We start from the raw sequence: 21300 nt of genomic DNA, 5'->3' as shown, positions 1-21300 counted from the left end.
ACAATTTTGCGCCGATAGGCGCGCATCGTCAGAACACTGGCATGCGGGCAGGGTTATGATTTCCAGGACAGGCTATCGCCGGACGGTGCTGCTGATGCTGGCGGCCGGCCTGGGCTTGGCCGCGCTGCCGGCGAAGGCGCAGATGGTGCCGGCAACCGAAAGTCCGGCCACCCGTCAAGACACTTCTGCCGTGGAAGCGGATGACACCGCCGAGGCGGAGGATCCCGACCTCAAGGATCTGGAGCTGGACTGGAGCCTGCTCAATGTCGACGCCTCTACTCTGACCTGGACTCCGGCATCGAAGGCTCGGCTTGCTCCGAAAGTGGGCGCCAGCACCGAAATGTCGTGGTCATCGAACGACAAGCCGAACGGCTCGGCCGCGGTATCGGTTAAGCAGCCGCTGTCGCCGCTCTGGGATGCCCGGATCGGCGCCGACATGACCGTCACAAGGCAGCCCACGACGATGTCCGAGCTGCTGGCGGAGAAAGTCGCCAATGGCGGCAGCGAGCCGCAATCCTCCGGCACGGCATGGGCCGCGGTCACCGCTCCCGGCGTCAACGTGATCTGGGACAAGACCGCGATCGAGGCCCGCGTCGATCCCGCGCAGGAGCAGAGCAAGCTCGGCACCTCCCTGAACAAGTCGCTGCCGCTTGGCGAGCAATATTCACTCACCTTGCAGAACGGCTATAACGTCATCCAGCAGGGCATCGTCCCCGTACCCGGCATCATCGCGCGCCCGTCGCGCAACTATGAAACCGAGCAATCGGCGAAGCTGAGCATTGCCGATACCGGCACCAGCTTCAGCGCCGGCCAGACGCTGTCATCCGCCGATGACCGATGGCTGCGCAAGGTCGGCGCCGAACAGAAACTGTTCGGCGGCGTCAGCATATCCGGCTCGATCGGCGAAACCGCGCTCGGCACCACCAACAAGAGTCTCACCGCGGGATTCAAGCAGAGCTGGTAACCGCTGAAATCGCGGCATTCGACAATTCCCACGACAATTCCCGCGAAAGATCGCGCATTGCCGCATATTGGCCCCGATCCGGCCCAAATCGGAAGCCCTGATGGCGTTGCTTTACTTTCGTCGTGCGGGGGACATCCGCGCTCGCTCAACGCGAAACAGGGAAACGGCCGATGAATGTCATTCGTTCTGAGAAAATTGAATCAACTGAAGACGACAGCAATCTCGCGGCGGTCTCGGAGGTCGAGGCCGGCATCCGCGACTTCGTTCGCAACGACGTCGCCTATCTGCGCCGTCCGGGCACGCCGGCCAGCACCGAGACCGCGCTGGAGCCGAACGGCGAGGCCACCGTCAACAACGTCAACTCGCTGATCCAGCGGGTGGCCGGAACCTCGCTCGCCGAAATCGAGAACCTGATTTCCGAACTCGAAAGCCTGCGCGACCTGCTGCATGCCGAAGGCCAGCGCGTCCAGCGCGAAATCTCCGGCTATGCCCAGCTCAGCCAGGCCGCGATGAAATCCACCCGCATGATCGCCGACAATGTCACGCAGTGGAAGCGCGCCGCGGACGGCCTCCGCAACAGCTGACAAGCCATAGATCCGGGAATTCTGCCGGGAATTCTTCCAATCATTCCTGCCGCCGCCTCCCTCGCGGAGCGCGGCGGTTTTGTTTGGCTTTGAACCTGCCGGGTCCGGGCGGCGACCAAGAGCAGGCGCCGTCATATCGCCGGCAAGTTCGGGGAAACATCTGCATGAAAAGCGTTCGGCCAGACAATACCGATCCCATTCCGTTGCGGAGTTCGCCGCACAATATGGGGACCATCATGATCCGGTTTGTCGGGCTGCTGCTGGCCGCGGTGGTGATCCTGGCGCTGATCTGGAACCGCTGATTTCTTCGCAGGCTTGCTGGGCTTTCGCGGCTATGGTTAGCGAACGCTGAATTATCGGCTGGCGATCGACGCACTTTCGAGCGAGTAGGCGCCGTCGGCATAGCCCTTCACCACCATCCCGGTGGCCAGCATCACTGCAAGCGTGACGGTTGCGAAGATAAAGCCCACCAATTTCAAGCCGGCACGGTCTGCCATGATCATCCCCTGGAATTCTGTCCCGGTTTTTATTTGACAGACACAGGTTCAAAATGAGTTAGCGGGAAAATCGTTCCGCGAAATGCAAAAAATGAGAAAGTGATTCAGTAACCATAACCATCCTTCGTCATCGCCCAGCAAGCGCGGCAGCGGCTTCGTGCCAGGCACGGCCGCCCGCAACACATTCCGCCGCGGCACAAAGGCGGTCGCCAGTACCGAAAACGCCAGTTCGCCACGCTGGTTGGTGCCGGTATTGCGGGCCTGCACGATGCCCCATTCGGGGCGCTTCTCGGACAAGCGCTTGGTTTCGACCTCGCTGGCGAAATGCAGGGTGTCATTCGCCAGCACCGGCTTGATCCAGCGCAATTCACGAAAGCCCGGCGACGGTCCCCAGATCGCGACCTTCTCGCCGCGCGCCGCGGCTTCGCTGGCTTGGCGCTGGCCGTCGGCCACCATCAGCTTCATGCAGGCCGAGCCAACATGCCAGCCCGACGCCGCGAGCCCGCCGAACAGCGATTTGCGGCCTTCCTCCTCATCGAGATGAAAGCGCTGCGGATCGAACTGCGCCGCGAACTTCTTGATCAGATCGGCGGTGAAGGTGAACGATCCCAGCTCGCGCCGCTGCCCGATCTCGATGTCCTCGAAGAAACGCATCAGCCCGCCTGCCCCACTGCGCGTTCGGGGCGCCGCTCGACGATGATCGGCGAGATCATCTCGCACAATAGCTGCCCCGCCGCGTTGCGTATCATGGCCTTGAACGTCACGATCCCGGTCGAGGGACGGCTGCGGGAAACCCGTGCCTCCGCGATCTCGACGTCGAGCATCAGATCGTCGCCCGGCCGAAGCGGCGCGAGCCAGCGCAGTTCGTTGACGCCAGGCGAGCCCAGCGATGCCGTGCGGCCGATAAAGCCGTCAAACATCATCCGCATCATGATCGAGCAAAGATGCCAGCCCGAGCCGGAAAGGCCCCTCAGCATCGATCGCGACGCGGCGTCTTCGTCGAGATGCATCGGCTGCGGATCGAATTCGCCGGCAAATGCCAGTATTTCCTCGCGTGTGACGCGGCGCGGACCGAAGCTGCCGAAATGACCGGGCGGAAAATCTTCGAAGGTGAGCATCATGTTGGGGATTGCCAGCGGGGAAGCCCGATTGTGGCCGCTATTTGTGGCAATCTCAACCCGCCCGCTCGCATGGCTCGTGCTTTATCGGTGAACACCCCTGTTCGGGGTTGCTGCTGATCTTGCCCGGGACAACATTCGCGGCTAGGCCATGTGCGGTCAGTGCCAGTTTTGGACGCCACCGATATTCGATTTTGCCGGGAGACCATCGATGTTTGAATTTCGGGACCTGTTTCAGTGGGACCGTTTTATCACGCCCACCATCATCAAGACGTTTTACTGGCTGGTCATCGCGTTGATCGGGCTGTTCGGCATCGCCGGCATTTTTTCCGGGCTGGCCACGATGGCGATCAGCCCGTTCGGCGGTTTCATCCAGCTGTTGTCCTCGATCGCCGGCGTCGTCGTCGGAATCGTATTTTCGCGCATCGCCGCGGAATTCATTCTGATTGTATTTCGCATCAACGAGCATCTCGGCGCGATCCGCGACCAGGGCGCTGGGCACTAGGTATTGAATCTGAAATGCATGACGTCGCCGTCGGCGACGACGTATTCCTTGCCTTCCAGCCGCAGCTTGCCGGCATCGCGGGCGCCGGCTTCACCGCCGAGGGCGACGTAATCGGCATACGCAATGGTCTCGGCGCGAATGAAGCCCTTTTCGAAATCGGTATGGATAACCCCCGCGGCGGCCGGCGCCCTTGTGCCGCGGTGAATGGTCCAGGCCCGCGCTTCCTTCGGGCCGACGGTGAAATAGGTGATGAGGTCGAGCAGCTGATAGCCGGCGCGGATCAGGCGGTCGAGACCGGCTTCCTCCAGCCCGAGCGTATCGAGAAACTCGGCGCGCTCCTCGCGTGACAGCGTCGCAATCTCCGATTCGATTTTGGCCGAGATCGCGACCGCGACGGCGCCTTCCTTCTTGGCGTGTTCGGCAACGGCCCTGGAGAAATCATTGCCGGTAGCGGCCGATCCTTCCTCGACATTGCAGACATAAAGCACCGGCTTGGAGGTCAGCAATCCAAGCATCCCGAAGGCGCGCTCTTCTTCCGGCTTGCGCGCGAGAAACCGCGCCGGTCGGCCTTCCCGCAGCAGCACCAGTGCGCGGTTGACCAGGTCGAGCTGCTCCTTGGCGTCCTTGTCGTTGCCCTTGGCCTTCTTGGTCAAATTGTCGACGCGCTTTTCAAGGCTGTCGAGATCGGCGAGCATCAGCTCGGTCTCGATGGTCTCGATGTCAGCCAGCGGCGCGATCTTGCCTTCGACATGGGTGATGTCGGAATCCTCAAAGCAGCGCACCACATGCGCGACCGCATCGACCTCGCGGATGGTGGCGAGAAACTGGTTGCCGAGGCCCTCGCCTTTCGACGCGCCGCGCACCAGGCCGGCGATATCGACAAAGGTCAGCCGCGTCGGAATGATCTGCGCGGATTTCGCGATCGCCGACAGTTTGTCGAGCCGCGGATCGGGCACCGCGACCTCGCCGACATTCGGCTCGATGGTGCAGAACGGATAATTCGCCGCCTGCGCCGCGGCCGTCTCGGTCAGCGCATTGAACAGCGTCGACTTGCCGACATTGGGCAGTCCGACGATACCGCATTTGAATCCCATGATGTGTCCTGAAAAGCCTGTTCGCCACGGCCCGCGTTACGGAGCGTCGCCATCGTCCTTGTCGAAAAATCCCTTGGCCTGCATCGCCAGATGCACCTTGTTCTGGAACGTCGAATCGCGATCCGTCGTGAGCAGTCCCGCGCTCTCGGCAACCGCTTCGCACAGCGCGGCCACCCAGGGCCGCTCGTCCTTGGCGAAATCGGACAACACGTAGCCGTGCACCAGTTCCTTGATGCCGGGGTGACCGATCCCGAGCCGCACGCGGCGATAGTCGTTGCCGATATGCGCGGAGATCGAACGCAGGCCGTTGTGGCCGGCAATACCGCCGCCGATCTTGACGCGCACCTTGGCCGGGGGCAGTTCGAGCTCATCCTGAAACACGGTGACCTCGCCGGCCGCGAGCTTGAAGAAGCCCGCCGCTTCCTGAACCGCGCGCCCCGACTCGTTCATGAAGGTCATGGGACGAAGCAGGACCACCCGCTCGCCGTCGAGCGAGCCTTCCGTGGTCTCGCCCTGAAAGCGGCGGCGCCATGGTGAGAAACCATGACGCCGCGCAATTTCATCGACCGCCATGAAACCGATGTTGTGCCGGTTATGCGCGAACTTCGCGCCGGGATTGCCGAGACCAACAAAGAGTCGCATGACGCGGCATCCCGCGCTCGGTTACTTCTTCTTGTCGCCGCCACCGGCAGGCGCTTTCGCGCCGGCCGCCGGAGCCTTGGCACCAGCCGCGGGCGCCTTGGCACCCGCCGCAGCAGCGCCAGCCGCGGGCGCAGCCGCCGCACCTGCCGCCGGAGCGGCACCGGGAGCAGCCGCAGCGGCCGGACCGGCGGCTGCAGCAGCCGCAGCCGCCTTGATTTCTTCGGCATAACCGGACGGCGGCACGATGGTCACCAGGGTTACGTCTTCGCGCGACAGCGACTTGACGCCGGACGGCAGCTTGATATCGGACAGATGCAGCGAGTGGCTGATTTCCAGGCTGCCGACATCGGCTTCGACGAACTGCGGAATGTTATCGACCGAGCATTCCAGGTCGATGGTGTGGGTGACGATGTTGACGGTGCCACCGCGCTTGACGCCGGGTGCGGCTTCCGCGTTCTGGATGTGCAGGGGAACGCTGACGCGAATGGTGGCGCCTTCGCCGAGCCGCATGAAGTCGACATGGATCGGAAAATCGCGCACCGGATCGAGATGGAAGTCGCGGGGAATCACGCGGTGCTTCTTGCCCTCCAGATCGATGTCGTAGATCGTGGTCAGGAACCGGCCGGCCAGGATGCGCTGGCGCAGTTCGGCATCGTCGACCGAAATGGTGACGGGGGGCTGGTTGTTTCCATAGATCACTCCGGGAACTCTCCCGGCGCGACGCTCTGCCCGTGCGGCCCCCTTGCCGCTTGACGGACGTGCGGTCGCCTTCAATTCCTTGACGGTCGCCATTTGCCTAAGTCCTTGTTTTCTAAAAAGTTAAAGGCCGCATCGCGGCCCGTTTGTGGTTCGCAGCAAGCCTCCAGGGGTGCGGGGGCTGCGGACGTGGCGGCGTTCTAGCCCCAAAGGGCGGAAATGACAAGGAAATGCGGGGATTTTTCTGCGGTTTTGGGCTGGCGTCGCGGCCCCCACCGGCGGCCGCCGCCCATGCCTATGGCGTGCCGAGCTTGGCTTCCAGCGCGGCGATACGGGCCTTCAGCGCCTCGTTTTCCTCGCGCGCCAGCCGCGCCATGTCCTTGACCGCCTCGAACTCCTCGCGCTTGACGATGTCGAGGTCGCGCAGGATTTTTTCGGCCTGATTGCGCACCACGGTGTCGACTTCACGCTTGACGCCCTGGGCGGCACCGGCGGCATCGTTCATCAGGCGCCCGATCTCGTCGAAAAACCGATTGCTGGTCTGGGTCATCTCAAAAGCTCCCGTCGGCTGCGCTTGGTCGGCAGAATGAGACAATGGCGATCCGGACGGCGCTGTTCAAGGCCGCTGTTGATCCCTCAAGGGCCGCTCGCCTTGTCATGTTGCGGTTTCCTTGCAATCGTATCTGGTCGCAAGACCAAGAAACACATAATCGACCAGCGAGAAGCAACGCCCCATGATCGACCAGCAGATCGAGATTCCGACCAAGGATGGCCACATCACCACCTTCATCAGCCATCCCGAGCGCGGCGGCCCGCATCCGGTCATCCTGTTCTACATGGACGCGCCGGCGATCCGCGAGGAACTGCGCGACATGGCGCGGCGGCTGGCGACCTCGGGCTATTATGTGACGTTGCCGAATCTCTACTACCGCTCCGGCGTCATGGAGCTGGGACCGCTGCCGGCGGACCCGGAAGCGCCCGAGCGCAAGCGCATGTTCCAGCTGATGGCCTCGATCAACATTCCCCTGGTCATGGAGGATACGCGGGCGTTGCTCGCCTATGCGGATCACCAGGCCGCGGCACGCACGGACATTGTCGGTACCGTCGGCTACTGCATGAGCGGGCGATATGCCGTTAACGCCGCGACGCATTTTCAAGGCCGCGTCAGGGCGGCGGCGTCGATCTACGGCACCCATCTGGCGACCGACCAGCCCGACAGTCCGCATCTGGCCGGACGCAAGACCAAGGCCGAGCTCTATTTCGGCTGCGCCGAAACCGATATCTACGCCCCGATGGAAACCATCGATAAAGTAAGGCAGGCGATGCAGGACGACGGCGCCAACGCCGAGGTCGAGATCTATCCCGGCACCCATCACGGCTTCGCGTTTCCGAAGCGGCCGGTCTACGATCGCGACGCCGCCGAGCGGCATTGGGAACGGCTGCTGGCGCTGTATCGCCGCAACCTCTCGTAAGCCGGCGCGATGCCCTTTCTCACCATCACCTTTCCGGTGTTCGATCCCATCGCGGTGGCGATCGGGCCGATCGCGATCCGCTGGTATGCGCTGGCCTATATCGGCGGCATCGTGCTGGGGTGGATTTATGCGCGCGCGCTGATCAAGAATGACAGGCTCTGGGGCGGACCGGCGCCGATATCGCTGCTGCAACTGGACGATTTCATCCTCTGGGTCACGATCGGGATCATCCTCGGCGGCCGCACCGGCTATGTGCTGTTCTACAATCTCCCTTTCTTCGTCCAGCATCCCGCCGAGATTTTCGAACTGTGGAAGGGCGGCATGTCGTTTCACGGCGGCTTTCTCGGCTGCGTTGCCGCGGTGATGCTGTTCTGTCGCCAGAACAACCTGCCAATCCTGTCGCTCGGCGATATCACCACCGCGGTCGGACCGATCGGGCTGTTTCTCGGACGCCTCGCCAATTTCATCAACAGCGAGCTGTGGGGCCGGCCGGCCGACTCCAGCGTGCCCTGGGCGATGGTATTTCCCAATGGCGGGCCGCTGCCGCGCCATCCCAGCCAGCTCTACGAGGCGACACTCGAGGGTATTGTGCTGTTTACGATCCTGGCGGTGATGATCCGCCTCGGCGCCCTGAAGCGGCCGGGCCTGATCCTCGGCAGTTTCATCGCGATTTACGGTTTTGCGCGTATCATCAGCGAATTCTTCAGGGAGCCCGACCCCCAGCTCGGATTTTTGTGGGGCGGGCTGACCATGGGCATGCTGCTGTCGGTGCCGATGATTATTGCCGGAGCGATCATTATTGTGGTGGCATGGCGCCGCAAGCCGCCGCCAATAGCGACCCCGGTCGAGGGAACGCCGTGACCGAATATTCACCGCTGCAGTCCGAGATCAAGAAGCTGATCAAGTCGTCGGGCCCGATGCCGGTCTGGCGTTACATGGAGCTGTGCCTCACCCATCCCAAGCATGGCTATTACGTGTCCCGCGATCCGCTGGGACGCGAGGGCGATTTCACCACCGCGCCCGAAGTGAGTCAGATGTTCGGCGAATTGCTGGGGCTGTGGGCGGCATCGGTATGGAAGGCGATCGGCTCGCCATCCCTGCTGCGGCTGATCGAACTCGGACCCGGCCGCGGCACCATGATGGCGGATGCGCTGCGCGCGCTGCGGGTGCTGCCGCCGCTCTATCAGTCGCTGAGCATTCATCTGGTCGAGATCAATCCGGTGCTGCGCGAAAAGCAGAACGCGACGCTGTCTGGCGTGCGCAACATCGCCTGGCACGACAGTATCGACGACATTCCCGACGGCCCCGCCGTCATTCTCGCCAACGAATATTTCGACGTGCTGCCGGTCCACCAGGTGGTGAAGGGCGCGACCGGCTGGCACGAGCGCACCGTCGAGATCGACGGCAACGGCAGACTGGAGTTCGGCTCCGCGCCCGAGCCGATCCCGCGCTTCGAGATCCTGCTGCCGCCGCTGGTGCGCGCCGCCCCGGTCGGCGCCGTGTTCGAGTGGCGGCCCGATGCCGAGATCATGAAGATCGCCAGCCGGGTGCGCGATCAGGACGGCGCCGCGCTGATCATCGACTACGGTCATCTGCGCAGCGACGCCGGCGATACGTTTCAGGCCATCGCCCGTCACAGCTTCACCGATCCCCTGAAAAATCCCGGTCTGGCCGACGTCACCGCCCATGTCGATTTCCAGGCCCTGGTGCGCGCCGCCGAGGATCTCGGCGCGCGGGTCCATGGTCCGGTGACGCAGGGCGAGTTTCTCAGGCGGCTCGGCATCGAAACCCGCGCGTTGACGCTGATGGCGAAAACCACGCACGAGATTTCCGAGGATATTTCGGGCGCGCTGAAACGGCTGATCGGTGGCGGCCGCGGCGGCATGGGGCAGATGTTCAAGGTGCTGGCGATCTCGGAACCCAATCTCACCGCATTGGCGGGGTTCAACGACGACGGCGAGCACAGCGGGCAAGACAGCGGACAAGACACCGGGACCGACATTCCATGACCACCGGATCGCCGCTGCTCTCGGCCATTCCCGGCCTGCGACACGCTTTCTTCAGCCGCGAGGGCGGCGTCTCCGAGGGCATTTATGCCGGCCTCAATGGCGGCCTCGGCTCCAGCGACGATCCCGCCAATGTCGCGGAAAACCGCCGCCGGATGGCGGAACAGATGGGGGTCGCGCCCACCCATTTTCTCAGCCTGCATCAGATTCATTCCCCCGACGCCGTGGTCGCGACCGGACCATGGGAGAGCGCTTCGCGGCCGCGCGCCGACGCCCTCGTGACCCGCGCCGAGGGCCTTGCGATCGGCGTCACCGCGGCCGATTGCGGGCCGATCCTGTTTGTCGATCCCAACGCGCGGGTGATCGGGGCCGCGCATGCCGGCTGGAAGGGCGCGCTGACCGGCGTGGTTGAATCCACCGTCGACGCGATGGAAAAACTCGGCGCCGAGCGCTCGGGCATCGTCGCCGCGATCGGCCCCTTGATCCGCCAGCCTTCCTACGAAGTGGGCGACGAATTCGTCGAGCGGTTCCTGAAGGCCGACGCGGACAACGCGCTGTTTTTTATGCCCGCCGCGCGTGCAAACCATGCGATGTTCGATCTGGCCGGCTTCATCCGGATGCGGCTCGAAAATGCCGGCGTGCTGATGATCGACGATATCGGCGTCGATACCTATTCCGACCAGCGCTTCTTCAGCTACCGCCGCTCGGTACATCGCGGGGAATCGGACTACGGCCGCCATGTGCATGCCATTGTGCTGGAAGCCTAGCGCCTGACCGCTCATCCCCCGTGCTTCCCCTGCCCTAGACCTTAACGCATTTTAACGATATCGCTCGGGGCGTGATCAGGGACACGTCAGCAACTTTATTTCAGGCCGCGACGGCCGGACGGCGCGCCGCGTGCGCCGTCGCGGCGGCAACGCTGCTCGTCATCGCTTGCGGGCTCGGCGGCTGCGCCGGCGGCGCCGCCGTGAATGGCTCGTTTGCGATGGCCGGCAATGGCGGTCCGACCGTGACCTTCGAATCGATCGACGGGCCGCCGCCGCAGGTGTTCGAGCGGATGGTCAATGTGCTGGACAGCGAGTCCAAGCTTCGCAACCTCTTGATCGTCTCCCGCGAAGGTTCGGCCACCTACCGGGTGAAGAGTTATCTGGCCGCCGAGGTCAACCAGGGCCGCACCGTGATTGCCTGGGTCTGGGATGTCTATGACCGCGACCAGCAGCGGGCGCTGCGGCTGTCCGGCGAGGAACCGGCCGGCAAGGCCGGACGCGACCCCTGGACCGCGGCCGACGATCTGGTGCTGCGGAAAATAGCCCAGGCCGGATTGAGCGGCGTCAGCGCCATGATCAACGGAACCGGCCCCGCCGATACGCCGCCGCCCACCCCGGCCCCCGCCCCGACCGGCAAACGGGGCCCCGCGGTCGCCAGCGCGGACCTGCCTTTGTCCGCTCCAGTACCTTGGCGCGCCTCGGGCGAATTCAGCGTCAGCGCGCTGGGTTACAGCGACCATTAACGCAAAATAGTCCTTGGACGCTGAATTTGCGCAGGAAAACCTGACGCGACGGGTTGCCAGCCGACACCCCTCCTTGATATCACCTCGCTCATCGAAACGCGCTGGTTCCGTGGGTATTGCGATATGCTGAATATTGTCTCCAGCAAGGCGCGGGGAGAAGCCTCGATGTCGGCCAAGAACGGCTCCATCAAGCTCGTTGCCGGCAACTCCAATCCGGCGCTGGCGCAGGCAATCGGCGACTGGCTGCATTTGCCGCTGACCAAGGCCGTGGTTCGCCGCTTTGCGGACATGGAAATCTTCGTCGAAATCCAGGAAAACGTCCGCGGCTCCGATGTCTTCGTGATCCAGTCGACGTCGTTTCCGGCCAACGACCATCTGATGGAATTGCTGATCATCACCGATGCACTGCGCCGGGCTTCGGCGCGCCGCATCACCGCCGTGATTCCCTATTTTGGCTACGCCCGGCAGGATCGCAAGGTCGGGTCGCGCTCGCCGATTTCGGCCAAGCTGGTGGCCAATTTGATCACCCATGCCGGCGTCGACCGCGTCATGACGCTCGACCTGCATGCCGGGCAGATCCAGGGCTTCTTCGATATCCCGACCGACAATCTCTACGCCTCGCCGCTGATGGTGCGTGACATCAAGGAACGCTTCGACCTTGCCAATGTCATGGTGGTTTCGCCCGATGTCGGCGGCGTGGTGCGCGCCCGCGGCCTCTCCAAGCGCATCAACACGCCGCTGGCGATCATCGACAAGCGCCGCGAGCGCGCCGGCGAATCCGAAGTCATGAACGTGATCGGCGATTGCGCCGGCTACACCTGCATCCTGATCGACGATATCGTCGACTCCGGTGGCACGCTGGTGAACGCCGCCGACGCGCTGCTCGCCAACGGCGCCAAGGATGTCTACGCCTATATCAGTCACGGTGTACTCTCCGGCGGCGCCGCCGCCCGCATCGCCAGCTCCAAGCTGAAGGAGCTCGTGATCACCGACTCGATCCTGCCGACCGAAGCGATTCAAAAGGCGGAAAACATCCGCACCCTCTCGATCGCCTCGCTGATCGCCGAAGCCATCGGCCGCACCGCGTCGGAAGAGTCGGTGTCGAGTTTGTTTGATTAGCCCAGAGGTCGTCATACCCCGCGCATGCGGGGTATCCAGTACGCCGCGGCTTCTCGATTTCATCGCAACTGCTCTGGAATACTGGATCATCCGCTTGCGCGGATGATGACAGCTTTGCAGGGTGGGCAAAGGCGCTTGCGCCGTGCCCACCTCTTGCTTGAAAATACCGGTGGGCACGCTGCGCTTTGCCCACCCTACGGCTTCACCGTCATTCACAGCCACAGCTCCGCGATCTCGCCGCGCCTGCGCGCGAGTTTTGCTTTGAACATTCCGCCCTCTCACATCAGAGGGCGCGGGGAATGCCGGGCGCCCGATGCGCCCGCCGCCGCGAGTGCGATGGCAAAAAGTAAAAAGCACCCGCGTTAGTCAGGTCACACCGGAATCACCCGGCATTCCCCGCGCAATGGTTTTAACGGTTTCCTTCGTGCTCTTCCCGGCGATCGGCTTTGTTGCCACCGTCACCGGCGCAGTTTTCTGCGCCGACTTGAACGCCAGCGTCGAGGCGTCAGAACCACACGACTTCTCCGTCCGCCTCAGGCGCCCTCGTCAGAAGCGCCATCCGCGTCCACCGCATCCCGCCCCACGTCCGTGACGATCGCGAAACGCCCCTCTGTTGGGACGGGATGGCGAAAATTATGGATTTGATTTGGGTCAGCGGCGAAGCGGAATATTTTTTGCGATGGGACTGGACAGGTGGAATCACGTTGAACCGGTTCGATAAATTCGATTTTGCGCGCAGGCCTGAAGGAAAGCCCGCCAACGAAGCATGGATTGCTTCGTCGCTCGAACGTCAGCCTGTTCAATAGGCTCACCCGATCATTGGTCAGAATTGCACAACCTGGCAAACACGTTGCTCGTCATGTCTGGGCATGGACCTTTCAGCCATGCAAGGCGTTGGCCCTTGCCGCATAACGCGGAGAGAGAGACAGCGCGATGTTCTTCCCGTTTTACTCGACCATGATGTTAGCCGTCGAATCCAGTAACGTGGTTGGTCTTCGGATGATGAAGCTTACATCTGGCGGCAGGGATGCCCGCGACGAAGCCCACCTGATGCTGAACGAAAAAATAGCCGCAATGTTGGAGGCCGGTGCGAGTCTGATGACCGGCGGTACAGCGGGCAGTGTGATTGAACGGTATCGTCAGCATGTCGCCGCCAACGCGAGACGGCTGGGGTAATCCTATTCGCGCGGCCGATGCAACTGGCTGAAAACCGGAACTCGAAAACGTGAGTGGTCAATATTGACCAGTGCGAATGAATTTGGCCAATACGACCTTCCCGGCTTATCCAAGATCATAAATGTCGATGTGTAAGCGCGAACCGGAACCAGTTGCGTCAGCCTTTGTTGAGGTTGAACACAATCTCATTTGTGGGAGGAATTAATGTACAAACTCGCAACCGTAATATTGCTTCTGTCGTCACCGGCATTTGCACAAAACAACATTCGTGACTGTCCTCCCACAGGGCAGACAGCAAAGGGCGAACTGATCTACTCGCTCGACTGTAAAGCGATTAAGGCTGAAAACGCGGACGCGAACTATAAGCCGAAAATGCCGTCCACAACCATGGGCGAGACAGTCATTCCAAAGTCAGGCGCGACACAAACGCCCGCGGAAACCCCGACGACAGGCGTGAACAAGTAAGAAGGCCGAAGGTTTTCATGCTGTGTGCATTAGGGCGTGGAGTCATTTCGCCGTTGCGGCGCTGGTGATCGGCCGGGCTCTTGGTCTTCCACGCTGTTTTCGTTCACTTCAAGCGCTTTCGCCATTGCGTCCTCCATTGCTAGCGGACAACGCCCGCCATTGCGGTGGATTCCGGGCAAATCAGGCCACTGCGTTATTCTATTGCGGCCTTAATTTGTGGTTCACGCCGTTTGTTCCAGTCAGCATGGAAGTCGCGTCTAGACTAGATAGCGACCGAAAAGCGCTCGCTGGAATTGCACTTCACGCATTCGAAAGTGCGGACATCGTAACCCGGCGCGGCCGGTTCGATTTGGGATAGCCTCATGGGATTGCCGCACCTGGAGCACGCAAGGATTCCGATTTCGGCACGGCTGTGAAGTGGATCGGGGTGGGTGGATGGCATGATGCTCGCCTTCGATCAGGCGGGAGCGCAAGACTCTCAGTCACCGGTAACTGCCGATAAGGGACGGTGATGAAACCAGCATGCTCTCCTGGTTACGGAGCCGCTGGTCATTATTGCTCACTTTTCAGAATAGTACGCGTGGTCTGTTCTGAATACTTCTCGGGAATCTTGCCGGCCGACCTTTAAGAAAAAGCACCGATGCTTGACCAAGCCGATCTTGCGGCACTCATTTGCCGTCGCTTCCTGAGGGCGGGGTCGGAGCCTGTGCCTTGGCATTTTCCGCGTCCGCCTTGTTGGCTTCGTGGTGACCGATCACGCAACCAGCAGCAGCGCCGACCTTGCCGTGACCGGCGACTGAACCCGCGACACCCCCAACGATTGCGCCCTTGATGCATCCCTTGGCCTCGGCCGCAGAACAAAAGGCAAGTCCGAGAACGGCGGTGCAAATGACAAGCTTCTTCATGGCAGTCTCTCCAAAACGTGGTTTGGAGGACAATCGCTGATGGCCATCTTCGTTCCGACAGCGAACGACGGGCGTGGAGGACACCAGCTTCGTGCTCTCCCAAACGATGAACGAAGAGAATACCGAAACCCTAAGCCGCCGACGCGGCCACTCCAACTTCCGATGGCGATGGGGATTCGATCTGGACCGGCGTCGGTTCGGTCGCCGAAATCGCTTTTTGAGGTTCGATTTCCTTGCAGACCGCCGCAATTGAGTTACCCACTTTCGCGACAACGCGCTGCAAATCGCCGGCGGATATACCAAGCCGCCTTCTCAGGATTCGAATCTGGCTGGGGTCAGCCAGGTCAATCTTGTTGCGAATGGGTTGGGGCTGAGCGTGACGCATCGTGTCTCCCTTGATGCAGGCTAATTGCGTTTGTGGATGATTTGTTCGGCTTGAGCGGCTTCTTGTCGTCTTCGACCGGTTCGGGTTGCCGATTCATTTGATCTTGTATGGGCTCGGATCCAACTCGGATCGGAGCAATAAGTTGCGGCTCTGTTCACCTGCTCCTCGTCCTGAATAAGCCCAGACATCGCGCCTAAAATCGCATTACGACGTAAATTATTTCCCGGAACGAAACGGAGCAATGAACCTTACCCATTCAGTGGCTTAAACGATCTTGAGGCAATCCAATGAACATTCTACCCGTCGATCGCGCGCTCAGCATATACGGCGCCCTTGCAAACCGTTCCGAGACCAAGGGTGCCCGTGAACTGCTTTCCAGGCATTTGATGAAAATATACATCGACGGCGAAAAGGACGAACACCGCTTGACGGTGCACGGGCTATCGTACCTTCGCAATCTCGATCGGGAAATCGACTCCAGAAGCTGATTATCGAAAGTCGTCCGGTGCCTGTCCCTTGAGGGCCTGCCGCTGTTTCTGCAGGGAACCCTGCCGCGTTATTCTCGCTTTCGCGGCGCGGAGTGCTTCCACCCTTGTTGGTGGTTTTTTCGGTTGCGGTGTTTCCTTTTGCTCTCCGACCGCAGGCATCAAAGGCAGCACTTGTGTCGGCCTGATCGAGCCGCGCTCGATGGGTTGCGTTCTCATCGGGCCGGTGGGCGTCGGTTTGCTTTTGGGCATCCTAAATACGGCCAGCAGGTCGGTTACGATCACTTTGGAAAGCGGCCCTTTCGAGCCTGTCTCTCGATTCAACGACCTGCACGAAGAGACGTTCCGTTATCAAATGGGTCGCGCTTGAATTGGGTTGCGACGGAGCGAATTTGCTCGTGACCCGGCAATGCAAGCGGGGGTGAACGCCTGTCAGGAACAATCGTTCGAAGACGCCGTTGAATGCTTGGCATGCGGCACATAATGCCGTCGCCATCAACGGAGAAATCCCATGGAATTGATCCTGATTATCGTTGTGCTGGTGATCTTGTTCGGCGGCGGCGGATACTGGGGTCGCAGTCGCGGTCATTGGTGATGAACCGGTGCTTCCGCGTTCTTTGAAGCATCCGGCAACTGCGAACTCGGCCTGAGTTACGCAACCTCGCTCCACTGCGCCTTCGAGAAGATCGACATTGCCGAGCTTTGGCCGAGCTTTGGCTGAGCTTTGCCATCCACAACACCACGCGTTGTCAGGATCTTCGCACCGGCGTCTTTTTTTGTTTTCGTGTGTGGCGTAGGCCACCGACAGGGCGTGCGATACCGTGCAACGCTAAGCATCGATGATTTAAGTCGGTGCGCGATGTCGAAATCAGAACAATTGCTGAAGGATGATCTGGACTGTCTGCGCCTGGCGTCCGACCTGACGCAGCTGGCGAGCAACGCTCTCAATCCTGCGCTGCAGTCGTATCTCCTGCAGCTGGCCCGGACCTGCACCGGCCTGGTCGATCGGCTGGAAACCAGACATTGAATCAGGCGCGCGGTCTTCCGCGTGCAGCCTTTTCGCGGAAGCGTGGCGCCGTCAGCTCTCACGCCGCCCCTTTGTATCGCCCTGCACCGCGGTTGACGGCGGCGTCAGGAATGCGTCAAACCGCTCCTTGACGATGGCGTAGCACTCGCACGAGGCCTGTTCGAGGCCGGCGCGATCGACGACTCGAATCTTCCCCCGCTGATAACTGATCAGTCCGGCCGTCTGCAGCGATTGCGCGGCAAGTGTCACCGATTTACGATTGGCGCCCAGCATGTGCGACAGGAATTCGTGGGTGTAGGGTAGCGCCTCGCCCTCGGCCCGATCATGCATCTCAGCAGCCACCGGCACATTCTTTCTTCCGTTGAGTGCAGCGCATTACAGGCAACAGCTTCTTCAATACGCCGGTGAAACGGTGTGCGGAGCGGCCGCTGCTGCAGTGACTAGCCCCCGGGCCAATGGTGTGCCCATCGACGGCCTCAGTCTGTATAGAATTGACCACCCTTACCGCCCCGACGGCTTCCGATGGGCTATGGAACACAGATCCGATATCGCATTGGCGGGCGGCCGGCCTAGTGGGGACGGCTCAGCAAGTCCTCGGTCACAACCCGCTCGAAAGTCTCTTCCTTGCTCTTGATGCGGTAGCGTGGGCGCCCGTCCGCCTCTACAGGCAGCAGTGCGAGAATTGTATAGACGTTGCTCTGCTCGACGATATCGCGGCCCTGCGGTCCATCAATCTGGCGCAAGACGTGGTCGTCGATATGATAAGTGTGTTCCATCATGTGCCTCGATCGTAAGAGCGGGCCTGGGCTTTTCCGGCCTCCCAACGGTTTGATCGGCCGGGAACAACGCTGCAGCATCGGATTTCTCCGCCCGATCTCGCCATGGCTTTGTGGCCGTTGTCCACGCTGCCCAGCCAAAGCTCTCCCAAAAAGGGATCTGGTCGGATTGCTCAAGGGCCAATAGACACCGGCGGGTATGGTTCCCGGAAATCGCTCGGAGGGACCTATCAGGCGGACCGGATGGCGTGTTGGAGCGGAACATGCGGGTCAGTGGGGACTTTAACTGACATGTCCTTGTTTAACTGACATGTCCTTGCGAAACAGAAAGGGACCGACCATGTCGACGCGCTTTCAGATTGCCTTGTTGATTTTCATGATGACCAATGCGGTTGCCTTCGGAGTCGGCATCATCCTGGTTCTGATGATTCCCGCGCTCGCGGCTTACGCGCTCGAAGCGATACCGGCTGTCGTTCTGGCGAGCTTTGTCGTCAGCGCGCCGGCGGCCTGGTTCATAGCTCCGACTCTGCGGTCGCGATATCAGAGAATTCATTCTCGGTAGCGATACCGGATCGCTGTAGCGATACCGGATAGCCTAAAGACCCGAAGAACCGATCGCGCGCATTGAGTATTCAAGTCCGCGAGGGATGCCGGAAGATCTTGCCCGGCCTCCCTCGCATTTTGATTTAGTAAGCACCAAAGCTATTCAAGGCGCCGCCGATCAACCCGCCAGCGATCGCGGCCGCAGGATTGTAGCCGCATCCATTGTCATAGCCGTAGTTTCCATAGTAGCCGTTGTTTCCATAGTAGCCGTTGCAACCACCGCCGTAAGCGTAGCCTCCGCCGTAACCGCGCCGACCGGCAAACTGACGTCCGCCGTAACCACCGCGGGCTCCCATCGCATGTCCACCCATCGCGTGACCTCCCATGGCATGACCACCGCCGTGCCCTCCGCCGCCGTGACCTCCTCCATGTCCGGCCGCCAAGGCCCCCGTTAGCGGCACGCAACCAAGGGCGACTGCGGCAGTGAAAGCGATCAGTGTGCGACGAAGCATTTAACTCTCCCATTATGATTGGTTTGAACAACAAAGGTTGTGATCAGGATGAAAGCCCTGTTGTCATGAAGAGTTGCATGCCATGCGAACACGTTAGCGTGTGGGCGAACTCCTTTGCGGTGCGCCAGCGCGTCAATTGTAGGGGGCGCTCTTACGCCGTGCCCACCTTTTATTCGAAGGGGGTGGTGGGCACGCTGCGCTTTGCCCACCCCACGGGCTAAGCCGCACCCGTCAGCCTGCCCAGCCAGCCCTTCGGCGCGACATCCACTTCCGCCGCAGCCTGCGCCGTCCCGCCAACCACCTCACCGAACGACGCAAAGAATTCGCCGGCGAGTTTCTTCGCCGTCGAATCGATCAGCCGTCCGCCGAGCTGCGCCAGTTTGCCGCCGATCTGCGCGTCGACCTCGTAATGGAGGATCGTGACCTCAGGGCTTTCGGATTCAAGACGCACGGTCGCGCCGCCCTTGGCAAAGCCGGCGACGCCGCCGGAGCCCTCACCCGAGATGCGGTAGCTGTTCGGCGGATCGAGATCGGACAGCGTCACCTTGCCGCCGAATGTCGCCTTCACCGGTCCGACCCGGAACACCACCGTCGCGGTCATGTCGGTGGGCGAGGACATTTCGAGATTTTGACATCCGGGAATGCACTGCTTGAGTATCTGGGGATCGTTGAGCGCGGCCCACACTTTCTCCTGTGCCGCGGGGATGCGCTGGCTGTCGTTCATCTGCATGGTTGAGTTCCTGGTTATTGCGGATGTGGGATGCGCTGGCCGCGGCGTCGTTCCACGGTGATCTCCGCCAGGATCGACATCGCGATTTCCTCCGGCGTGATGGCGCCGAGATCGAGCCCGGCCGGGGCCTTGATGCGGTCGATGGCCGAGGCGTCGATGCCCTCGGCGATGAGTTTGTCGCGCAGCGCCGCCATCTTGCGGCGGCTGCCGACAAAGGCGTGATAGGCGGCCTCGGTCGCCACCGCGCTCCGCAACGCCGCTTCGTCGCCCTTGCCCTGGGTCGAGACCACGACGAAGCGCCGCGCCTCGTGGAGCTTTCCGAGCGCAAAGCCGTCGATCAGCATGTCGGCGTCGGGCGTGCTCGTCATATCGGAAGCCGGCGCGGCCACGGTGACGTGGTAGCCGAGCTGGCGCGCCTGCGCGGCCAGCGACAGCGCCACCGGGCTGCCGCCGAGAATGACCAATGAGGGATGCGGCAGCACCGGTTCGACGAACACGTCCATGGTGCCTTTGCTGGGGCACATGTTCTGCGCAAAGCGCACGCCGTCGCGGTTTTCACCGGGCTTGACGCCGAGTTCGGCCAACAGATTTTCCGGCTGCACCGACACCATGCGCGGCTCGCCGTCGGCGAGCGCGTCGCGCGCGGCCTTCAGCACCGCGCCGCGGGCGCAGCCGCCGCCGATCCAGCCCGCGACAATGGTGCCGTCGGGCCGGATGATTGCCTTGGCGCCGGCCTTGGCCGCGGTCACCGACACCGTTCGCACCACGGTCGCCAGCACAAAGGCTTCCTCGGCGGCCTTGAGTTGGGCCACCAACTCCATCACTTCGACATGCTTGGTCATCGGCGGCGCTCCTTCCCTCACAGCTTCGCCAGATAGGGTTCAAGCTCGGCCAGGCTTTGCAGCGTATTGGCGGGCGCATAGAGATCGATGTGGGGCAGCGCGGCCTTGATGCCGGCGGCCTCGGGCGCATAGCCCTCCCACGCCAGCATCGGATTGAGCCAGACAATGCGGCGGCAGCGTTTCGCCAGCGCGGCCATCTCGCGGCCGAGCAGCGCGGCATCGCCGGTCTCATAACCATCGGACACGATCATCACGCAGGAGCGCGAATGGATCACGCGCGCGGCGTGCCAGCGGTTGAAGGTCTGCAGGCTTTCGCCGATCCTTGTACCTCCGCCGGCGCCCTGCGCCATGATCGAGAGGCGATCCAGCGCGCGCGCGGAATCCTTTTCCTTCATCGCGTCGGAAACATAGGCGAGGCGGGTGTGGAACAAAAACGCCTCGGCCTGCCGAAATTCATCGAGCACGCCGTGGATGAAGCGCAGGAACACGCCGGTATAGAGGCTCATCGAGCCGGAGGCGTCGAGCAGCATGATCAGCCGCAGCGGCTTTTGCCGGCGCTTCCGTTTGACGAGGCTGATCGGCACCCCGCCATGGCTGATGTTGCTGTGGATCGTCCGTCGCAAATCGAGCCGGTAGCCGCGCCGCCGCGCCAGATCGCGCCGCGTCAGCCGGGTGCGCATGGTTTTGGCGAGCCGCGCCGCCACCGCATGGGCCTCCTCGATCTGTTCGGGATCGGCCATCTTGCGGAAATCGATTTCCGCCAGATTATCGGCGCGCGAGGCGCCTTCGCTGCGGCCTTCACCGCCGCGTGGCTCCGGCGCATCGGCCGAAGGAATCTGGTCGGTGGCGGCCTCGCCTGTCGCCGGTTGCGGCGGGGTGTCCTGCAGGCTCTTCAGCGACGGGCTGTCGGCCGCCTTCGCCGCGCCCTTGGTCAGGGACCGCGATCGCACGCGTTGGCCGAGCCAGAACGCGTCGAACAGCCCGTCGAATTTTTCCCAGTCGGCTTTGCGCGCCGAAAACAGATGCTTGAAGGCGGTGCGCAGCAGACCCGGTCTTTCGGCATAGCCCGCCGCCATCAGGGACGCGGCATCGCGGCCTTCGTGCAGGCCGACGGCAAACCCGTTGTCGCGCAGGGTGCGCAGAAACGCCGCGAGTTTGGCCGAGACCAGCCGGGAGACCTCGTCGAGCTCCTGATATCCGGGAGTGGGGCCACAGCAGCTCATGCGACTTTCCCCAGCAAGCGCCCG

The 21300-nt window shown here is 62.1% G+C and carries 31 protein-coding genes and 1 pseudogene; 17 read left to right on the top strand and 15 right to left on the bottom strand.

From position 1 onward, the window contains the following. The first annotated feature begins 55 nt into the window (after nucleotides 1-55). The 3 genes from ABR948_RS16590 (at nucleotide 56) to ABR948_RS16580 (ending at nucleotide 1850) form a co-directional block, all read left to right on the top strand. The gene (locus ABR948_RS16590) at nucleotides 56-964 is read left to right on the top strand and encodes a hypothetical protein (protein WP_428119743.1); all 909 of its coding nucleotides are present in this window, start codon (nucleotides 56-58) and stop codon (nucleotides 962-964) included. A gap of 170 nt (nucleotides 965-1134) precedes the next feature. Continuing rightward, nucleotides 1135-1548 carry a hypothetical protein gene (locus ABR948_RS16585; protein ID WP_428119741.1) on the top strand — a complete coding sequence of 138 codons (414 nt, stop codon included), beginning with the start codon at nucleotides 1135-1137 and terminating at the stop codon, nucleotides 1546-1548. Between the two features lie 164 nt (nucleotides 1549-1712). Beyond that, nucleotides 1713-1850 (top strand): hypothetical protein, encoded by a 138-nt coding sequence (locus ABR948_RS16580; protein ID WP_428119739.1) that lies wholly within the window; start codon nucleotides 1713-1715, stop codon nucleotides 1848-1850. A 51-nt stretch (nucleotides 1851-1901) separates the two neighbouring features. Here ABR948_RS16580 and ABR948_RS16575 read toward each other — a convergent pair whose 3' ends face one another. The 3 genes and pseudogenes from ABR948_RS16575 to ABR948_RS16565 all read right to left on the bottom strand — a co-directional run bounded on the left by ABR948_RS16575 (nucleotide 1902) and on the right by ABR948_RS16565 (nucleotide 3166). Then, nucleotides 1902-2045: a hypothetical protein gene (locus ABR948_RS16575; protein WP_428119737.1), complete on the bottom strand. Its 144-nt coding sequence runs from the start codon at nucleotides 2043-2045 to the stop codon at nucleotides 1902-1904. Between the two features lie 183 nt (nucleotides 2046-2228). Next, nucleotides 2229-2699, bottom strand: a pseudogene (locus tag ABR948_RS16570) (MaoC family dehydratase); the annotation flags it as partial. Next, entirely contained in the window at nucleotides 2699-3166 is a 468-nt protein-coding gene (locus tag ABR948_RS16565; protein ID WP_428119735.1) for a MaoC family dehydratase, read from the bottom strand. The pseudogene ABR948_RS16570 and the gene ABR948_RS16565, both read right to left, overlap by 1 nt. A gap of 208 nt (nucleotides 3167-3374) precedes the next feature. Here ABR948_RS16565 and ABR948_RS16560 point away from each other — a divergent pair, with 208 nt between their 5' ends. Then, on the top strand, nucleotides 3375-3668 hold the full coding sequence (locus ABR948_RS16560; RefSeq protein ID WP_428119733.1) for a DUF4282 domain-containing protein: 294 nt from the start codon (nucleotides 3375-3377) through the stop codon (nucleotides 3666-3668). Here the strand turns inward: ABR948_RS16560 and ychF are convergent. From ychF to ABR948_RS16540, 4 genes are all read right to left on the bottom strand, one after another. Beyond that, nucleotides 3665-4762 (bottom strand): redox-regulated ATPase YchF, encoded by a 1098-nt coding sequence (gene ychF, locus ABR948_RS16555; protein WP_428119731.1) that lies wholly within the window; start codon nucleotides 4760-4762, stop codon nucleotides 3665-3667. The genes ABR948_RS16560 and ychF overlap by 4 nt on opposite strands. A 36-nt stretch (nucleotides 4763-4798) precedes the next feature. Continuing rightward, nucleotides 4799-5404: an aminoacyl-tRNA hydrolase gene (pth, locus tag ABR948_RS16550; RefSeq protein WP_428119729.1), complete on the bottom strand. Its 606-nt coding sequence runs from the start codon at nucleotides 5402-5404 to the stop codon at nucleotides 4799-4801. A gap of 21 nt (nucleotides 5405-5425) precedes the next feature. Beyond that, nucleotides 5426-6196 (bottom strand): 50S ribosomal protein L25/general stress protein Ctc, encoded by a 771-nt coding sequence (locus tag ABR948_RS16545; RefSeq protein ID WP_428119727.1) that lies wholly within the window; start codon nucleotides 6194-6196, stop codon nucleotides 5426-5428. Nucleotides 6197-6395: 199 nt separating this feature from the next. Beyond that, on the bottom strand, nucleotides 6396-6650 hold the full coding sequence (locus tag ABR948_RS16540) for an accessory factor UbiK family protein (RefSeq protein ID WP_428119725.1): 255 nt from the start codon (nucleotides 6648-6650) through the stop codon (nucleotides 6396-6398). 184 nt (nucleotides 6651-6834) lie between these two features. Between ABR948_RS16540 and ABR948_RS16535 the strand changes: the two genes are divergently transcribed. The 9 genes from ABR948_RS16535 to ABR948_RS16495 all read left to right on the top strand — a co-directional run bounded on the left by ABR948_RS16535 (nucleotide 6835) and on the right by ABR948_RS16495 (nucleotide 13848). Further along, nucleotides 6835-7572 (top strand): dienelactone hydrolase family protein, encoded by a 738-nt coding sequence (locus tag ABR948_RS16535; RefSeq protein WP_428119724.1) that lies wholly within the window; start codon nucleotides 6835-6837, stop codon nucleotides 7570-7572. A 9-nt stretch (nucleotides 7573-7581) separates the two neighbouring features. After that, entirely contained in the window at nucleotides 7582-8433 is an 852-nt protein-coding gene (lgt, locus tag ABR948_RS16530) for a prolipoprotein diacylglyceryl transferase (protein ID WP_428119723.1), read from the top strand. Beyond that, nucleotides 8430-9581 carry a class I SAM-dependent methyltransferase gene (locus tag ABR948_RS16525; RefSeq protein WP_428119721.1) on the top strand — a complete coding sequence of 384 codons (1152 nt, stop codon included), beginning with the start codon at nucleotides 8430-8432 and terminating at the stop codon, nucleotides 9579-9581. Before lgt ends, ABR948_RS16525 begins: the two co-directional genes overlap by 4 nt. Then, a complete protein-coding gene (gene pgeF / locus ABR948_RS16520; RefSeq protein WP_428119719.1) occupies nucleotides 9578-10345 on the top strand; it encodes a peptidoglycan editing factor PgeF in 768 nt (255 codons plus the stop codon). Before ABR948_RS16525 ends, pgeF begins: the two co-directional genes overlap by 4 nt. A 74-nt stretch (nucleotides 10346-10419) precedes the next feature. Next, the gene (locus ABR948_RS16515) at nucleotides 10420-11088 is read left to right on the top strand and encodes a hypothetical protein (RefSeq protein WP_428119769.1); all 669 of its coding nucleotides are present in this window, start codon (nucleotides 10420-10422) and stop codon (nucleotides 11086-11088) included. A 165-nt stretch (nucleotides 11089-11253) separates the two neighbouring features. Then, nucleotides 11254-12207, top strand: a complete 954-nt coding sequence (locus ABR948_RS16510; protein WP_428119767.1) for a ribose-phosphate pyrophosphokinase — start codon at nucleotides 11254-11256, stop codon at nucleotides 12205-12207. 623 nt (nucleotides 12208-12830) lie between these two features. Further along, on the top strand, nucleotides 12831-13013 hold the full coding sequence (locus ABR948_RS16505; protein WP_428119717.1) for a hypothetical protein: 183 nt from the start codon (nucleotides 12831-12833) through the stop codon (nucleotides 13011-13013). A 127-nt stretch (nucleotides 13014-13140) separates the two neighbouring features. Continuing rightward, nucleotides 13141-13383 (top strand): hypothetical protein, encoded by a 243-nt coding sequence (locus ABR948_RS16500; protein ID WP_428119716.1) that lies wholly within the window; start codon nucleotides 13141-13143, stop codon nucleotides 13381-13383. 204 nt (nucleotides 13384-13587) lie between these two features. Beyond that, nucleotides 13588-13848: a hypothetical protein gene (locus tag ABR948_RS16495; RefSeq protein ID WP_428119714.1), complete on the top strand. Its 261-nt coding sequence runs from the start codon at nucleotides 13588-13590 to the stop codon at nucleotides 13846-13848. 668 nt (nucleotides 13849-14516) lie between these two features. On the opposite strand, the gene ABR948_RS16490 is transcribed toward ABR948_RS16495, so the two are convergent. Further along, nucleotides 14517-14753, bottom strand: coding sequence for a hypothetical protein (locus ABR948_RS16490; protein ID WP_428119712.1), 237 nt, complete (start codon nucleotides 14751-14753; stop codon nucleotides 14517-14519). A gap of 130 nt (nucleotides 14754-14883) precedes the next feature. Continuing rightward, nucleotides 14884-15138 carry a DUF3606 domain-containing protein gene (locus ABR948_RS16485; RefSeq protein WP_428119710.1) on the bottom strand — a complete coding sequence of 85 codons (255 nt, stop codon included), beginning with the start codon at nucleotides 15136-15138 and terminating at the stop codon, nucleotides 14884-14886. Between the two features lie 287 nt (nucleotides 15139-15425). On the opposite strand from ABR948_RS16485, the gene ABR948_RS16480 reads away from it, so the two are divergent. From ABR948_RS16480 to ABR948_RS16470, 3 genes are all read left to right on the top strand, one after another. After that, nucleotides 15426-15626, top strand: coding sequence for a hypothetical protein (locus ABR948_RS16480; RefSeq protein ID WP_428119708.1), 201 nt, complete (start codon nucleotides 15426-15428; stop codon nucleotides 15624-15626). A 508-nt stretch (nucleotides 15627-16134) separates the two neighbouring features. After that, entirely contained in the window at nucleotides 16135-16218 is an 84-nt protein-coding gene (locus ABR948_RS16475; RefSeq protein WP_428119765.1) for a DUF3309 family protein, read from the top strand. Nucleotides 16219-16482: 264 nt separating this feature from the next. Further along, a complete protein-coding gene (locus ABR948_RS16470; protein ID WP_428119706.1) occupies nucleotides 16483-16650 on the top strand; it encodes a hypothetical protein in 168 nt (55 codons plus the stop codon). A 51-nt stretch (nucleotides 16651-16701) separates the two neighbouring features. Here ABR948_RS16470 and ABR948_RS16465 read toward each other — a convergent pair whose 3' ends face one another. Further along, nucleotides 16702-16992, bottom strand: a complete 291-nt coding sequence (locus ABR948_RS16465) for a Crp/Fnr family transcriptional regulator (protein ID WP_428119704.1) — start codon at nucleotides 16990-16992, stop codon at nucleotides 16702-16704. Nucleotides 16993-17219: 227 nt separating this feature from the next. Beyond that, nucleotides 17220-17429: a hypothetical protein gene (locus ABR948_RS16460; RefSeq protein ID WP_428119702.1), complete on the bottom strand. Its 210-nt coding sequence runs from the start codon at nucleotides 17427-17429 to the stop codon at nucleotides 17220-17222. Between the two features lie 337 nt (nucleotides 17430-17766). On the opposite strand from ABR948_RS16460, the gene ABR948_RS16455 reads away from it, so the two are divergent. Next, on the top strand, nucleotides 17767-17988 hold the full coding sequence (locus tag ABR948_RS16455) for a hypothetical protein (RefSeq protein ID WP_428119700.1): 222 nt from the start codon (nucleotides 17767-17769) through the stop codon (nucleotides 17986-17988). 124 nt (nucleotides 17989-18112) lie between these two features. Here ABR948_RS16455 and ABR948_RS16450 read toward each other — a convergent pair whose 3' ends face one another. From ABR948_RS16450 to ABR948_RS16435, 4 genes are all read right to left on the bottom strand, one after another. Continuing rightward, nucleotides 18113-18340, bottom strand: a complete 228-nt coding sequence (locus ABR948_RS16450; RefSeq protein ID WP_428119698.1) for a hypothetical protein — start codon at nucleotides 18338-18340, stop codon at nucleotides 18113-18115. A gap of 358 nt (nucleotides 18341-18698) precedes the next feature. Beyond that, nucleotides 18699-19211: an SRPBCC family protein gene (locus tag ABR948_RS16445; protein ID WP_428119696.1), complete on the bottom strand. Its 513-nt coding sequence runs from the start codon at nucleotides 19209-19211 to the stop codon at nucleotides 18699-18701. Nucleotides 19212-19225: 14 nt separating this feature from the next. Then, the gene (locus ABR948_RS16440; protein ID WP_428119694.1) at nucleotides 19226-20053 is read right to left on the bottom strand and encodes an XdhC family protein; all 828 of its coding nucleotides are present in this window, start codon (nucleotides 20051-20053) and stop codon (nucleotides 19226-19228) included. Nucleotides 20054-20070: 17 nt separating this feature from the next. Further along, the gene (locus ABR948_RS16435) at nucleotides 20071-21276 is read right to left on the bottom strand and encodes a vWA domain-containing protein (RefSeq protein ID WP_428119763.1); all 1206 of its coding nucleotides are present in this window, start codon (nucleotides 21274-21276) and stop codon (nucleotides 20071-20073) included. Nucleotides 21277-21300: the final 24 nt, after the last annotated feature.

Origin of the sequence: Bradyrhizobium sp. (assembly GCF_050014615.1) — a bacterium.
Classification (GTDB): Bacteria; Pseudomonadota; Alphaproteobacteria; order Rhizobiales; family Xanthobacteraceae; genus Bradyrhizobium.
This window is presented reverse-complemented; position numbering and strand designations above follow the sequence as displayed.

Coding starts and splice junctions, on each gene's coding strand:
- ABR948_RS16590 (WP_428119743.1), top strand. CDS start 56: ATGATTTCCAGGACAGGCTATCGCCGGACGGTGCTGCTGATGCTGGCG.
- ABR948_RS16540 (WP_428119725.1), bottom strand. CDS start 6,650: ATGACCCAGACCAGCAATCGGTTTTTCGACGAGATCGGGCGCCTGATG.
- ABR948_RS16500 (WP_428119716.1), top strand. CDS start 13,141: ATGTTCTTCCCGTTTTACTCGACCATGATGTTAGCCGTCGAATCCAGT.
- ABR948_RS16510 (WP_428119767.1), top strand. CDS start 11,254: ATGTCGGCCAAGAACGGCTCCATCAAGCTCGTTGCCGGCAACTCCAAT.
- ABR948_RS16505 (WP_428119717.1), top strand. CDS start 12,831: ATGGCGAAAATTATGGATTTGATTTGGGTCAGCGGCGAAGCGGAATAT.
- ABR948_RS16475 (WP_428119765.1), top strand. CDS start 16,135: ATGGAATTGATCCTGATTATCGTTGTGCTGGTGATCTTGTTCGGCGGC.
- ABR948_RS16495 (WP_428119714.1), top strand. CDS start 13,588: ATGTACAAACTCGCAACCGTAATATTGCTTCTGTCGTCACCGGCATTT.
- ABR948_RS16460 (WP_428119702.1), bottom strand. CDS start 17,429: ATGATGGAACACACTTATCATATCGACGACCACGTCTTGCGCCAGATT.
- pth (WP_428119729.1), bottom strand. CDS start 5,404: ATGCGACTCTTTGTTGGTCTCGGCAATCCCGGCGCGAAGTTCGCGCAT.
- ychF (WP_428119731.1), bottom strand. CDS start 4,762: ATGGGATTCAAATGCGGTATCGTCGGACTGCCCAATGTCGGCAAGTCG.
- ABR948_RS16580 (WP_428119739.1), top strand. CDS start 1,713: ATGAAAAGCGTTCGGCCAGACAATACCGATCCCATTCCGTTGCGGAGT.
- lgt (WP_428119723.1), top strand. CDS start 7,582: ATGCCCTTTCTCACCATCACCTTTCCGGTGTTCGATCCCATCGCGGTG.
- ABR948_RS16450 (WP_428119698.1), bottom strand. CDS start 18,340: ATGGGTGGACATGCGATGGGAGCCCGCGGTGGTTACGGCGGACGTCAG.
- ABR948_RS16565 (WP_428119735.1), bottom strand. CDS start 3,166: ATGATGCTCACCTTCGAAGATTTTCCGCCCGGTCATTTCGGCAGCTTC.
- ABR948_RS16485 (WP_428119710.1), bottom strand. CDS start 15,138: ATGCGTCACGCTCAGCCCCAACCCATTCGCAACAAGATTGACCTGGCT.
- ABR948_RS16585 (WP_428119741.1), top strand. CDS start 1,135: ATGAATGTCATTCGTTCTGAGAAAATTGAATCAACTGAAGACGACAGC.
- ABR948_RS16545 (WP_428119727.1), bottom strand. CDS start 6,196: ATGGCGACCGTCAAGGAATTGAAGGCGACCGCACGTCCGTCAAGCGGC.
- ABR948_RS16445 (WP_428119696.1), bottom strand. CDS start 19,211: ATGCAGATGAACGACAGCCAGCGCATCCCCGCGGCACAGGAGAAAGTG.
- ABR948_RS16535 (WP_428119724.1), top strand. CDS start 6,835: ATGATCGACCAGCAGATCGAGATTCCGACCAAGGATGGCCACATCACC.
- ABR948_RS16575 (WP_428119737.1), bottom strand. CDS start 2,045: ATGGCAGACCGTGCCGGCTTGAAATTGGTGGGCTTTATCTTCGCAACC.
- ABR948_RS16455 (WP_428119700.1), top strand. CDS start 17,767: ATGTCGACGCGCTTTCAGATTGCCTTGTTGATTTTCATGATGACCAAT.
- ABR948_RS16470 (WP_428119706.1), top strand. CDS start 16,483: ATGTCGAAATCAGAACAATTGCTGAAGGATGATCTGGACTGTCTGCGC.
- ABR948_RS16440 (WP_428119694.1), bottom strand. CDS start 20,053: ATGACCAAGCATGTCGAAGTGATGGAGTTGGTGGCCCAACTCAAGGCC.
- ABR948_RS16490 (WP_428119712.1), bottom strand. CDS start 14,753: ATGAAGAAGCTTGTCATTTGCACCGCCGTTCTCGGACTTGCCTTTTGT.
- ABR948_RS16480 (WP_428119708.1), top strand. CDS start 15,426: ATGAACATTCTACCCGTCGATCGCGCGCTCAGCATATACGGCGCCCTT.
- ABR948_RS16560 (WP_428119733.1), top strand. CDS start 3,375: ATGTTTGAATTTCGGGACCTGTTTCAGTGGGACCGTTTTATCACGCCC.
- ABR948_RS16435 (WP_428119763.1), bottom strand. CDS start 21,276: ATGAGCTGCTGTGGCCCCACTCCCGGATATCAGGAGCTCGACGAGGTC.
- pgeF (WP_428119719.1), top strand. CDS start 9,578: ATGACCACCGGATCGCCGCTGCTCTCGGCCATTCCCGGCCTGCGACAC.